We start from the raw sequence: 13,779 nt of genomic DNA, 5'->3' as shown, positions 1-13,779 counted from the left end.
TTCCAAACGTGTTAGTACTTAAATTCAACCCCCGCGAAAATACGCGGTCCATACACATTAATTTCTGCAAAATTGTCAGGTGAAGGACGGTACTGTCTTTTTGGGTCGTCAAACAGGTTGATGGCCTCGAGTCTGAATTTCCAGTTGCTGTTTAAGCGGTATGACAAGCGAGCCTCAAATATTTCGGTATCGTCTACATAACGAACGGCACCAGGTGCAGCCAGGAACTGCTGAAAGTAATTACTACGATATTTGTAATTTACCGCCACATTAAAGTTCTCATACTCGTAGTAAAGCTGCGTGGAAAGCACATGCTCCGAGAAACCAAATAGATTCGCCGGCGGAACAATACCGAAGCGCTGCTCAAGTTCACCCGTACTTGAATTAATGACAACTGAGGTACCAAAGCTTTCATCTTCAAATTCAAAGTTTGAATCTGCGTAGTTATAGCTCACCTTAAAGCCAAAGCCATTTAACCAGCTATCCAAATAGGCGAACGAATGCGTCGCAGTAAGTTCTAAACCGTAAATTTGACTTGAGTCATCACTTGTTTGAGGGGTGGTAACAATGGTATCTACAGATTCGCCGTCAATTTCAAACGATTCAGTTTGTGAGGTATTAGAAAATCCGCCATCAAACGTTTTATAGTAAAGGCCAAAAGCTAATACGGTATCTTCATTAGGATACCATTCAACTGCGGCATCTAGGTTCCATGACATAAACGGGTCTAACAGCGGATTACCAACGGCTACTGCGCGGCCAACAGCGTCGGATAAGTTTCCGGTTACGACTTCGTCATCGATACCCGTAAAGCTTCGACCAAATCCTAAGTCAGAAGGGTCGGGACGAGACAAACCTCGATAAAGGCCTGCGCGAACAAGAATGTCATCACGAACATCCACAATAACGTTTACACTGGGTAATAGTTCGGTATAGCTACCGCCGCCTTCTACTTGTTCTAAATCTCCCTCAACTGGGCTTATCGCAGTAATGATGCCGTCAAAGTCTCTTTCAGCAGTAAGCGGGCCGCGATACGAAATCGAACTTACATCGGTTTTAACTACACGAAGACCCACATTACCTCGAACACCATAATCACCGATAAAGGTGTCGTAGTCGGCCTGAAGATAAGCAGCAATAGTGTCTTCTTCCATATCTACCGCGGCGATGTCGCGGGCATCTGCTTCGTCATTGGTGGGCATAGAGTTAGCGATAGTGCGTATATCACCGTTTTCTAGTGTTAGTGAACTAAGTAAGTTCTGTGCCAAACAGATAGGGTCGAACGTGGCAAAAGAATTCCCCGTGCCGTTTGCTAACACATTGCCATTACTGTCGACATTGGTGAACAAAGGCGCGCCGCCCGTTTCATTATCAAAAAAGCCCGACTCAGGAAATACCGTATTGCGACATGCAGTGTTTGCCGCTGCGGCCGCATCGTTACTAAAGGTTAATTCTGTTCTGTTGTTGGTGCCGCTTCCGCCAGGTACGCTTGCGTATTCAAGTTTAGACACTCGTAACCCGCCCTTTACACCCACAATGAAATCCGAGTCAGGAATATAGTCAAAGTCTAGGCGGGCTGCAGTTACATCGTTGAAACGAGACTGGTTTAAATCAAGTCGAGTTCTTGCTTGGCCTGCAAAGGCAGCGTGATAGTTCACGTCAAAGTTCTGTAACGTCCAAGTCGGAACCAAAGCTCCATTATTAAAGATTTGTGCAGCGGTAAGTACTTCACCGTTGCTGTCTGCACCCTCAACGTTGTTTTGATAAATATCTCTATTTTCAGACTGAAGCCGTGTTTGAATAATCGTCTCTACACGCTTGGTTTGCGACGCGGCGTAGTCGAGCATAACCTTCAATCTATCACTGACGGTGTACTTGATGTTGATACCTCCGCCGTTATATTTTTCGCCGCGTTCGGCATATTGGCTGTTCGTTTCAATATTTTGAAGTGCAGTAAATTGACGAAGCGCGCCGTTTTGAGTCGCCACTAAGTTAAACGGTAAACGATCAGACTCTGGCACGTTAAAACCGTCAAGATGGTTTGCTTCGGCAAATACAAGGTCGTTGCGGATTTCACTGAAATCTCGATTTGAATATTGATAGTCGGCGTTTATTTCGATGCTATCATTCGGTTGCCATTGTATAGCGCCAAACACTGACTCACGAGTATCGTCAGTAATGTTTTGTCGGAATGAATTTTGAGAGCGAGAGAATACAAAAGGCGTGTTGGCATCTGGAGCGTTGCCACTTTCATCGGCGATAAGGTCAAGCGCACCACCACCGTCTTCGCAGTCAACGCGGCTTTGGTTGATTCCACCATCGAACCCAGGCGCAATACGACAAGCGTTCCACGATGTACCCGTGCGAGCCTCCTGCTCTGGGTTACTTTTAGTGTCGCGTTGTAGACCAATAGAGAAGCCGAAATCGCCCATCGAGTCGGTCTCTATTTGATCCACGAAGCTTGTGGTAATACGGTGTCCCAGTTCGCTGACTGGGTCTTCTAAATCATAGTTGTCAGGGTTCATGTTCCCTTTATACGATAACTGAAAGCGACGCTTTCCGTAATCTAAAGGCCTGATAGTATCAAGGTGTATTTGCCCAGAAACCCCGCCTTCGATCAATTCGGCAGATTGCGTCTTATAAATAGCGACTTTGTTAAACAGCTCAGAGGGAAATTGAGAAAAGTTTACGGAACGGTCACCACTGCCGTTAGCCGCTTCACGTCCATTCATTACTGTACTGCCTAAATATGGACCAAGACCTCGAATTGAAATCTCTGTTGCACCGCCTTGCTCTCTGTGCGAAGAAGCACCGGTAAGGGTTTCTAATGCTTCACCAATAGATAATGCAGGAAGATCGCCAATGTCCGTTGCCGATATACCGTCAACAATTTCTGTGGACTCTCGTTTGATTGATATGGAACTTTGGATAGTTTGGCGAATGCCACGTACTTCAATTACTTCCGTTACTTCAGCAGACTCGCCCTCGCCCTCGCTCTCTTGGGAATAGACAAATAACGGAGTCAGTGTCATCGGTGCGCAAATTACGCCGGCAACGAGTGAAGGGTGGTACGCTTTGCGTATCGCTTGCAATACTTTGCTTAATCGTGTTTCTTGTTTTAATTCAGTGTGCATAAACGTGATGTCCATTAAAGTTCTAACTACCCAATTTGTAGATAAGGCGTTCCTTGTAAATCCAAGCTTTCCATATGGTAGGATAAGGCTAACCGTTACTACCTAATGTTACCAAAATGCATTTCAATTGTTACCAATGCTATTCTTTTGTTTACATATTGGCAATAACATTTGGTAAATATCTGGCTTTTATTTAGTCTTTTCGTTCAAATTAAGGTGCAATAACGGGGTTGTCGTCTCTCTTTTCGGCACCCATGTTTTCACGAATTGGTGGTGTACCCTCACTTAGCATAAGCTTTGAAAAGCTCACTCGGGCGTAATCACCATTTGCTTCATCTTCTTCCCAGTTTCCCGTACCTAAGCATGCTGGATACCAAAAGCCAGCCTTCTCGCTAGTGCTGCATTGGTTGTATGCGCCCGCTTTGAAGTAGTTCCAATCAAGCGTGTAGCCATAAGGATGATCGAACTTATCAAGCTCACCATAGGCATTAATTGCATTCGCTAAGTTAATTTCATACTTCACCGTATCGTGCCCTTCAGCTTCGAAGGTTAAATACATTGTGTCTTTGTATACATTTACCGTGTAAGAAATTTCATCACCTAGCGCGATACCCTCAATACCTGGATTAGCAGGCTCTTTCCATGTGTTTCCCCAAACCGGGTAGGCAATGTCGGTTCTATTTGGATTGTCTTTGGGAAGGTTGCGTTCGTAAGTCCAGAATACCGAACCTGTTTCGTGCTCAGGCCATTTCTTATAGTAGATTTTTAGCGGTTCGTTACCCCAGCCGAACCCCTGAATTTTCTTTTCCCACTTAGTGGCGTGGATTTGACCAATTACAACAGAGAATGCAGGCGGCCTATCGGGGTATTTAGCTCGTTTGGCTACGTGCTCTATGGTAAGAGTAGCCTCCATCTTTCCACCAATACTGGCAAACCGTTTCGCAATGGGATTGCTTGCCACGGTAAAACTATTTTGCGGAGATTGTGTTTTTATGCGGTTGTTATCCCCTTTAAGCATCTGACGAAGCTCACTACGAGTATTTGTCGAGTTTTTAGTCGTCAGCGCCTTATTCGGCGCAGTAAAAACCATGTTGCCTTCATCATCAAGGTAGAAAAAGTTGGGATGGTAAAAACCCTGCAAGTCCTCTACAGAAATATTATCGACCTTTCCATCGTTATTATCATCTACAGGAAGCGTGATATACCACTGAGAGAGATCGAATTGCTCTGAAGGTGCCTCGACGGCTACACAATGGCTTGAAAACAAGACAAAGCTTGAAAAGAGTAACGTAGTAACATTTTTAGGTCTTATTTGCATAACGAAGTCTTTACATATTGTTCACTTTGCTTTCCATATTAACAAACCAAATAAATTTACCAATAACTATTTTCTAACAAACCAATTTTAAAAATGAATATCGTGTGAGAGCTTATTCGATTAAGCGCTTTAACCACAAAGCCTGCATGGCTAGGGGGTAGAGTAAGTTCTATAAAAATTTAATTTTTCCGTTACACCCTTTACTGGCACTTAAAAACGTATTTGTTAATTTTTTGTATTTAATTATGGATAATATTTGGGGATTGTGATTACATACCAAAAAATAAATTGGTAATAACCGATCTTTTTGTTGGTAAGTTTTTATTTTTCAGCCTACACATTGGTCAAGCATGGGTTTTAAAAAGGAAATAGGTGAACCGTAATGAAATTGAAGAGTGTATTTACATTTAGTCTGTTGAGTTTGACGCTTTACGGCTGTGGTGGATCAGATGCCCCCGGAAATCAGCCGGGCGCTGTAACCCTATCAGGAAATGCTATCGCTGGAGAAACGCTCAGTGCGAGTGTTGAAGACCCCGACGGTTTTGATGCAAGCGCTGTATCTTACCAGTGGCTAGCTAATGGCATTCCTTTGTCAGATCAAACAGGTTCAACCTTTTTGTTAACCAGCGCACAGCGCGGCGCGACAATCCGTGTATCAGTGACTTATGTAGACAATGGTGGAACCCGTGAGGGCGCTACATCAAACGAGACGTCGGAAGTGCTTGCTAACGAAGCTGGAGCGATTACCGTTTCTGGTGCTACCACCGTTGGCTCGGTGCTAACCGCTGAGGTAACAGACGGCAATGGCTTGCCTGAAACGGTTACCTATTCTTGGTCGGCGTCTGGTACGGTGATTGAGGGGGAGACTGCGCAAACGCTAACGTTAGGAGAAGCAACAGAAGGCACTACGATTTCTGCTACAGCACGTTACACGGACTTAGAAGGGTTTGAAGAAACTGTCACTTCTGAGCCTACTGAAGCGATTGCGCCTTTAGGGACGAATACACCAGCAGAGTTTAGTGGGTTAACGGCTACCGTAAGCAATGACGTGACTGATCCGCTAACTGGTTCGGTGTCGGTGTCTGATGTTGATGAAGGCGAAGCGACGATCGTTGCACAAACCGATACAACAATAAGTTACGGAACGTTTTCCATTACTGAGTCTGGTGAGTGGTCATATAACCTAAATACAGAAGATCCAACGGTTGCGGGACTTGCTAATGCTTCTGAATCGGTCGAAGACAATGCGGTGCTGGAATCTGCAGATGGAACCGTTGCTACGCTAGTGATTACTATCATAGGTGTCAACCCAGCAAGCGGTAACAATCAAGCCGCCGTTATCAGAGATTTAACCGATGATGATACTGGAGAGCTGCGTTTCTCGCTGCCCGAAGCACTAGCGGCTGGAAGAATTGAAGCAAGCTTTACCAGAACCGATGATGACCTTGGTAGTACTGATGCATTTATCAGCCTGTTTAACTCAGGTAATAACAATGCAGGTTCTATCATCGACTTACGCATTCGCGATGATCAATTTGCCACTCGCTACCCTGAGCGTTCATTTGATGGGGTAGAGGTAACACCAGGGACCTTACAAGATATTGTGATCACATGGGCTTACCCAGATGGAAACACCGCGGCGGGGCAATTGCCTGTCATTACTGTTGAGATAGACGGCGAGGCGGCAGTCGACCCTTTCACCCCAGAGGGAAGCAATCCTGAGGGCGGCGTGACAACGGTTTCATTCCGATTTGGTAGTAATTCTTTAATACTCCCAGAAACCGGGCAGTTTATTATTAATGAATTCGCTGTATACAGCGACATAAATGGTGACACGCTTGTATTTGAAGATGATTTCTCTACTTACAGCGCAGGCTTTAATCTTGATTCAGAAGTCAGTGACACGTCACCCTATGCGAGTAATACAGAAGACGCATTGGTAGAAGAATATGGTGCAGCCTCTGCTGACGGTAATCAATACGCGCGCGTTGTTGATACTGACGACAGTGACACCGGAGAGTTGAGATTTGCATTGCCAGAGGCGCAAGCCCAAGGCCGATTTGATCTTCGATTTGCGCGAACTGACGATGATTTAGGAAGTACAGATGCCTTTATCAGCCTATTCAACTCAGGTAACAATAACGCAGGCTCAATCATGGACTTACGTGTAAGAGATGATTCTTTCGGCTTACGCTACCCGAGTATGGATATTGAAGGTGCTGTTGTAACTCCAGGCGAATTCCAAACGTTAAGTGTGACTTGGGCTTACCCAGACGGAAATACGTCGGCAGGACAACTCCCTACCATTACGTTAGAAATTGACGGCGAAGCAGTGATGGACCCGTTTGAGCCAACTGGCAGCAACCCAGAGGGCGGCGTGACGACAATATCTCTGCGATTTGGTAGCAACAGTACGGTGTTAACACAAGATGCCATGTTCTGGCTGGATGACCTAATCATCTATGCAGACACAGCTGGAACGAACATTGTCTTCCAAGATGATTTCCAAAGCTACGCAGATGGTGAAGACTTGGACCCTGACAACAACACAAACTCTGTTTATTCGAGTAATACGTCAGAGGCAGTGGTTGCCACTGAGCAATAGAGCTCGTCTAATAGTAAACAATATCGCCACATCAGATACTGTTTAACTAGAAAGGCTGTACAAAAGAAAATGCCCATTACGCTACAACGTATTGGGCATTTTTTTCAGGCACAAAAAAGCGCACTTTATTCAGTGCGCTTTTGTATTCTTTAAAGCGAGTTAAAAGCGATTCATTAGAGAATCGCGTTCACTTTATTGGCCTTTGATTTCAGAAAGGCCGTTATAGGTTGCTGCACTTCCAAGCGCTTCTTCAATACGTAGAAGTTGGTTGTACTTAGCAACACGGTCAGAACGACATAGAGAGCCAGTTTTGATTTGACCTGCAGCAGTACCTACCGCTAAATCAGCAATTGTCGCGTCTTCAGTTTCGCCAGAACGGTGAGAGATAACAGCAGTGAAACCTGCATCTTTCGCCATTTTAATTGCATTAAGCGTTTCTGTTAGTGAGCCAATTTGGTTGAACTTAATAAGGATTGAGTTACCAATACCGTTATCGATACCGCGCTTAAGAATTTTGGTGTTCGTTACGAACAAGTCATCACCAACAAGCTGTACTTTGTCGCCAATCTTCTTCGTTAAGCTTGCCCAACCATCCCAATCACTCTCGTCTAGGCCGTCTTCGATAGATACAATAGGATATTGTGCAGAAAGGTCAGCTAAGTAGTCACCAAACGCTTCAGAATCAAAGCTTTTGTCTTCACCAGACAATACATACTTACCATCTTTGTAGAACTCAGACGCCGCACAGTCTAGTGCAAGGGTAATGTCTTCATTCATTTTGTAGCCAGCGTCTTCAACAGCTTGTACGATAACGGCAAGCGCTTCAGCATTCGAGCTAAGGTTTGGTGCAAAACCACCCTCATCACCTACTGCAGTATTAAGGCCTTTCGCTGAAAGTACTTTCTTAAGCGCGTGGAAGATTTCAGCGCCCATACGCAATGCTTCTTTAAAGCTTTTCGCGCCTACCGGCTGAACCATGAATTCTTGAATATCAACATTGTTGTCTGCGTGCTCACCACCGTTGATGATGTTCATCATAGGCACAGGCATTGAATATTGACCAGACGTACCGTTTAAGTCAGCGATGTGCTCATAAAGTGCTACGCCTTTTTCAAGCGCAGCTGCCTTTGCTACAGCAAGAGACACAGCAAGAATAGCGTTGGCGCCAAGTGTTTCTTTATTTTCAGTACCGTCTAGGTCAATCATTACGTGATCGATATCAGACTGTGCTAGTGCGTCTTTGCCTAATAGCGCTGGAGCAATGGCATCGTTAATCGCCGCTACAGCTTTAGTTACACCTTTACCAAGGTAACGAGACTTGTCGCCGTCGCGCAGCTCTAGTGCTTCGCGGCTACCAGTAGATGCGCCAGAGGGTGCAGCAGCACGGCCCATTACGCCAGACTCTAAATAAACGTCTGCTTCTACAGTTGGATTACCGCGTGAATCTAAGATTTCACGTCCGATTATGCGACTAATTTTCGCCATGTTATTTCCTCAACAATTGATGTGGGAACGCAACGGGAAAGCGTCCCCTTTATTAGAAACTAGTGATTTTCTTTCTGGTATTTGCCAGCAGCGGCAACAAAACCGGTAAATAATGGATGCCCATCCCGAGGTGTCGACGTGAATTCAGGGTGGAACTGACCTGCGATAAACCATGGATGGTCAGGTATTTCGATAACTTCTACAAGTCGTTTGTCAGTGGACAAACCACTTACCTTAAGGCCCGCTGCTTCGATTTGATCGCGTAAGTTATTGTTCACTTCATAGCGGTGACGATGGCGCTCGTAAATTTCAACGTTGCCATACATCTCATGCACTTTCGTACCTTCAATTAAGTGGCAAAGCTGGCTACCTAACCGCATTGTGCCGCCAAGATCTGATGACTCAGTGCGGGTTTCGGTAGTACCGGCTGCATCTAGCCATTCCGTGATAAGACCTACCACAGGGTATGCAGTTTCAGGGTCGAATTCGGTACTATTCGCTTTATCCATGCCTGCAACATTTCGTGCAAACTCAATAAGCGCTACCTGCATGCCTAAACATATACCCAAATAAGGAACTTTATTTTCACGAGCATAGCGAGCTGCTTCAATCTTGCCCTCAATGCCGCGCTCTCCAAATCCACCTGGTACTAGGATAGCGTCTAGTTTTTCTAGAATTTGCGTACCTTTACTTTCGACATCTTGAGAGTCGATGTGGTGGATATTTACCGTTAAACGGTTTTTAAGGCCAGCATGCTTTAATGCTTCGTTTACTGATTTATAGGCATCTGCCAACTCGACATACTTACCAACCATACCAATGTTTACTTCGGCCGTTGGATTTGATTCAGCGTAAAGTACTTGTTCCCACTCAACCAAATCAGCTTCTGGGCAATCAAAACCGAAGCGATCGACAACAAGTTGATCCATTCCTTGTGCTTTCAGGGCTGCCGGAATGCGATAAATGCTATCTACGTCTTTTAGTGAGATAACCGCTTTCTCATTTACGTTAGTAAATAGCGCTATTTTCGACCGCTCGCTGCTTGGAAGGGCGCCGACTGAACGACAAACTAAAATATCTGGCTGAATACCGATTGAACGAAGCTCTTTAACCGAGTGCTGCGTTGGCTTCGTTTTTACTTCGCCTGATGCAGGCATGTAAGGCACTAAAGTAAGGTGCATAAACATGGCACGCTCACGACCGACTTCAGTACCTAGTTGTCTAATGGCTTCTAAAAAAGGTTGTGATTCAATATCACCTACCGTCCCGCCTATTTCTACAATAGCGACATCGTGACCTTCCGCACCATCAATCACTCTGCGTTTAATTTCGTTCGTGATGTGGGGAATAACCTGAATAGTCGCGCCTAAATAGTCACCGCGACGTTCGCGTTTTAGGACTTCTTCATACACACGACCCGTTGTGAAGTTGTTGCGTTTGGTCATGCGGGTGCGAATGAAACGCTCGTAGTGACCTAAATCGAGGTCGGTCTCTGCGCCATCATCGGTAACGAATACTTCACCGTGTTGGATAGGGCTCATGGTACCCGGATCGACGTTAATATAAGGGTCGAGTTTTAACATGGTGACGGTGAGACCGCGAGCTTCCAGAATTGCGGCAAGAGATGCTGCTGCAATACCTTTACCAAGCGATGAAACTACACCACCGGTGACGAAAATATAATTTGTCATGCGAAACCTAGAACGTTTGGGTTGTATGATAAATATAGGCTGGAATCAGAACAAAACCATCTACACTTTGGACGGGGCGATAGTATACGCAAATTCATGTGAGCAGACAATCTGTTTGCTCACATGATGTACAAAATTTAGCGCCGAGTTTTTTACAAGCGGGCTTTTATACCGCAGCTTGCTGTTAAGACTGACTCAATCGCTTTAACGTATAAATAAGATCAAGCGCCTGGCGAGGAGAAAGTTCATCAGGGGCGAGATTCTCAATAGCTTCAACAACGGGGTGCGGTTTATCGGGAAAGTGCAATTGCGCTTGTCCGGTAACCTGCTTTTCTTCGTTTTTGTGCTTGGTCGAGGGTTTCGTTTCATCTTGCGTAATAACGTGAGAGGCTTCTAGTAATGCTAGCTTTTGCTGGGCTGCTGCGATCACTGCTTTGGGTACGCCGGCTAATTGTGCAACTTGTAAACCAAAACTTTTACTCGCCGCCCCTTCTGATACGGTATGCATAAACCGTATGGTGTCTTCAAATTCCACAGCATCAAGGTGCACATTCACGACGCCTTCTTGCATATCTGGCAACTCGGTAAGTTCGAAGTAGTGCGTAGCAAATAATGTGTAAGCATTAAGGTGTTTTGCTAAGTAACTCGCGCAAGCCCATGCAAGAGATAACCCATCGTAGGTACTGGTTCCGCGACCTATCTCGTCCATCAATACCAACGAATGCTCAGTTGCGTTATTTAAAATGTTCGCCGTTTCAGTCATTTCAACCATGAACGTTGAACGGCCTGACGCTAAATCGTCCGACGCGCCGATACGAGTGAATATTCTATCTATCTTACCTATGTGTGCATGTTGCGCAGGCACATAACTACCGATGTAAGCTAATAACGTAATAAGCGCTGTTTGTCGCATGTAGGTTGATTTACCGCCCATATTTGGGCCGGTGATAATCAGCATTCTACGCGCATTATCAAGCGTTACAGGGTTAGCAATGAAAGGCGTTTTCATCACGCTCTCAACCACAGGATGACGACCTTCTTGGTAGGTCAATTCACACTTGCTACTTAGCACGGGTCGATGCCAGTCAAGCGATGTTGCACGTTCAGCGAAACAGCAAAGTACATCAAGTTTAGCGAGCGCTGCTGCGCTGTCGATTAAGGCGTTCAAATAGTCGGTAAAATCATCAAATAAGGCTTCATATAATTGCTTTTCTAATGCGAGCGCTGCGCCTTGGCTGCTTAAGACTTTATCTTCGTGCTCCTTTAGTTCAGGGGTTATGTAACGCTCAGTGTTTTTGAGTGTTTGTCTGCGAATATAGTCGGCTGGGGCATTGGCACTGTTCGCGCGGCTGATTTCGATAAAGAATCCGTGAACTCGGTTATACCCGACCTTTAACGTTGCAATACCCGTGCGCTCTCGCTCTCTTTGCTCCATTGCATCAAGATAGTCAGTTGCCCCTTGTGATAACTTGCGCAATTCATCAAGTTCATCGTTATATCCTTCAGCAATTACGCCACCGTCGCGAATAATGACAGGTGGATTGTCAATAATGGCCTTATTGAGCAAAGCTTGTAAGGTTGGATACGTGCCTATCGTTTTTGCCACACGCTGAACTTGTTCAGAGTCATAACGAATAAGGGCGTCTTGTAAATCAGGCAATGTGTTAAACGCATTTTTTAAGCGAGCAAAGTCACGCGGTCGGGCAGAGCGCAGTGCGAGACGAGCCATAATTCGCTCGATATCACCGATATGTTTGAGCGCTGAACGGATATCATCAGGCGCGTCGTTAATAAAACCGTCCACCGCGTCTAAACGGCTATCGAGTTCATGTTGGTCGGTTATAGGGGAATGAATAACACGTTGAAGCATACGGCTACCCATTGCCGTGGTCGTCGTATCCATTACGCTAAATAGCGTGTTTTCTTGGCTTCCTGAAAGGTTGTGCGTCAGTTCCAAGTTGCGTCTTGTTGCTGCATCTAACTGCACGCGGCTGTCTTGTTGTTCGGTCTGAATACGACGAATATGTGGAAGGGCAGTGCGTTGCGTGTCTTTGACATACTGCAGCACGCACCCTGCTGCGCCTAAGCCTTTAGTGATACCAGTGATTCCGAAACCATCGAGGGTTGTTGTCTCAAATTGAGCGTTTAATTGCTCTATTGCAGTATCGGTATCAAATTCCCATTCAGGGCGACGGCGAAGACCTTTTCTATTCTCAATTAATTCGAGATTTTCAAACCCTTCTGGGTGAAGAATTTCTGCTGGGTTTATTCGTTGAAGCTCTGCCAACAAACTTTCATCGCTGTCGCATTCAGCGACAACAAATCGCCCGCTTGCAACATCTAACGTGGCGAGTCCATAATGCATACTGTGGCCACATACCGCGGCTAAAATGTTGTCTCTGCGCTCTTCAAGTAACGCCTCGTCGGTCACGGTTCCAGGGGTGATAATGCGCTTAACTTGACGCTCAACGGGCCCCTTACTGGTTGCAGGGTCGCCCACTTGCTCACAAATCGCCACTGACTCGCCCATTCTTACGAGACGAGACAAGTACCCCTCAACAGCGTGATACGGAACCCCCGCCATTGGAATGGGGTCGCCGCCGGATTTCCCTCTAGCAGTGAGAGAAATATCAAGAAGCTCCGCGGCTTTTTTGGCGTCATCAAAGAACAGTTCATAGAAATCGCCCATACGGTAAAACAATAAAATAGAAGGGTGCTGCGCCTTTATACTTAAATACTGACGCATCATGGGTGTGTGTGATTCCAAAAGAGCCTCTTGCAGTTATGTTAGCTGTCGTAATGCAGCACATATGGTAACAAATATCATCACGAGGTATAACTTTATCGTCGCGAGAATGGCAGATGAATATTCAGTACCATTTATCTGTCATGATACACTGTCAACAACATGCTTTTTATTGGGCTTGATTACGATGAACTTTGAAGAAACCCCCACTGAAAATAGTGAAGATAACTGCGTAACTCTTAGCGATGAGCTGCGCGATCATGTTGTGGCCTTGGGTGCAGCGTTAAGGAAAAAAGGCTGGAGTGTATCTTGTGCAGAGTCGTGCACTGGCGGAGGTATAGCCTTTGCTTTTACGAGTGTTTCTGGTAGTTCCGATTGGTTTAAGCAATCGTGGGTAACCTATTCAAACGACGCTAAGCATACCAGCTTGAACGTAAAAGAAGCGACATTGATGACACACGGTGCGGTGTCACAGGAAACCGTGGCAGAAATGGCAACTGGCGCGCAGGATAAAAGCCAGGCAAACCTTGTGGTGACGGTGAGTGGCATTGCTGGGCCAGGCGGGGGAAGTAGCGACAAACCCGTCGGTACAGTGTGGTTTGGGTTTATCTGTGGTGAAAGAAAACGTGAAATAAAGCAATTGTTTGCCGGTGGGCGTGACGCCGTTCGAGCTCAGGCAGTAACGTTCGCAATATCTGAATTATTGACAATGATAAACGACTAGGCGCGTGCCCGACGCCATCAAGTGAATGACAATCTTCAAATAAAATTCAAAACACAGCTTGAAACTGTATGCTTGT

The 13,779-nt window shown here is 45.6% G+C and carries 7 protein-coding genes; 2 read left to right on the top strand and 5 right to left on the bottom strand.

All coding sequences use genetic code 11. The features are described from left to right. Positions 1-11 precede the first annotated feature (11 nt). Together AC27EZ_RS02085 and AC27EZ_RS02080 are read right to left on the bottom strand one after the other, a co-directional pair. The gene (locus AC27EZ_RS02085; RefSeq protein WP_487133710.1) at positions 12-3,134 is read right to left on the bottom strand and encodes a TonB-dependent receptor; all 3,123 of its coding nucleotides are present in this window, start codon (positions 3,132-3,134) and stop codon (positions 12-14) included. 211 nt (positions 3,135-3,345) lie between these two features. Continuing rightward, positions 3,346-4,452, bottom strand: coding sequence for a polysaccharide lyase family 7 protein (locus AC27EZ_RS02080; protein ID WP_487133709.1), 1,107 nt, complete (start codon positions 4,450-4,452; stop codon positions 3,346-3,348). A 382-nt stretch (positions 4,453-4,834) separates the two neighbouring features. Here AC27EZ_RS02080 and AC27EZ_RS02075 point away from each other — a divergent pair, with 382 nt between their 5' ends. Then, complete coding sequence (locus tag AC27EZ_RS02075; RefSeq protein ID WP_487133708.1) at positions 4,835-7,057, top strand: VCBS domain-containing protein; 2,223 nt, start codon at positions 4,835-4,837, stop codon at positions 7,055-7,057. Between the two features lie 192 nt (positions 7,058-7,249). Here AC27EZ_RS02075 and eno read toward each other — a convergent pair whose 3' ends face one another. The 3 genes from eno to mutS form a co-directional block, all read right to left on the bottom strand. After that, positions 7,250-8,542 (bottom strand): phosphopyruvate hydratase, encoded by a 1,293-nt coding sequence (eno, locus tag AC27EZ_RS02070; protein WP_487133707.1) that lies wholly within the window; start codon positions 8,540-8,542, stop codon positions 7,250-7,252. 59 nt (positions 8,543-8,601) lie between these two features. Then, entirely contained in the window at positions 8,602-10,233 is a 1,632-nt protein-coding gene (gene pyrG, locus AC27EZ_RS02065) for a CTP synthase (RefSeq protein ID WP_487133706.1), read from the bottom strand. A gap of 184 nt (positions 10,234-10,417) precedes the next feature. After that, positions 10,418-12,982, bottom strand: coding sequence for a DNA mismatch repair protein MutS (gene mutS / locus AC27EZ_RS02060; protein ID WP_487133993.1), 2,565 nt, complete (start codon positions 12,980-12,982; stop codon positions 10,418-10,420). A 178-nt stretch (positions 12,983-13,160) separates the two neighbouring features. On the opposite strand from mutS, the gene AC27EZ_RS02055 reads away from it, so the two are divergent. Next, positions 13,161-13,703 carry a CinA family protein gene (locus AC27EZ_RS02055; RefSeq protein WP_487133992.1) on the top strand — a complete coding sequence of 181 codons (543 nt, stop codon included), beginning with the start codon at positions 13,161-13,163 and terminating at the stop codon, positions 13,701-13,703. Positions 13,704-13,779: the final 76 nt, after the last annotated feature.

The organism is Alteromonas sp. 4NH20-0056, from assembly GCF_057539655.1.
The sequence above is the reverse complement of the archived record's forward strand: the minus strand, read 5'-3'. Positions and strand labels throughout refer to the sequence as shown.

Excerpts from the sequence above, each read along its gene's own strand:
- AC27EZ_RS02085 (WP_487133710.1), bottom strand. The coding sequence starts at position 3,134 with ATGCACACTGAATTAAAACAAGAAACACGATTAAGCAAAGTATTGCAA.
- AC27EZ_RS02080 (WP_487133709.1), bottom strand. The coding sequence starts at position 4,452 with ATGCAAATAAGACCTAAAAATGTTACTACGTTACTCTTTTCAAGCTTT.
- AC27EZ_RS02075 (WP_487133708.1), top strand. The coding sequence starts at position 4,835 with ATGAAATTGAAGAGTGTATTTACATTTAGTCTGTTGAGTTTGACGCTT.
- eno (WP_487133707.1), bottom strand. The coding sequence starts at position 8,542 with ATGGCGAAAATTAGTCGCATAATCGGACGTGAAATCTTAGATTCACGC.
- pyrG (WP_487133706.1), bottom strand. The coding sequence starts at position 10,233 with ATGACAAATTATATTTTCGTCACCGGTGGTGTAGTTTCATCGCTTGGT.
- mutS (WP_487133993.1), bottom strand. The coding sequence starts at position 12,982 with ATGATGCGTCAGTATTTAAGTATAAAGGCGCAGCACCCTTCTATTTTA.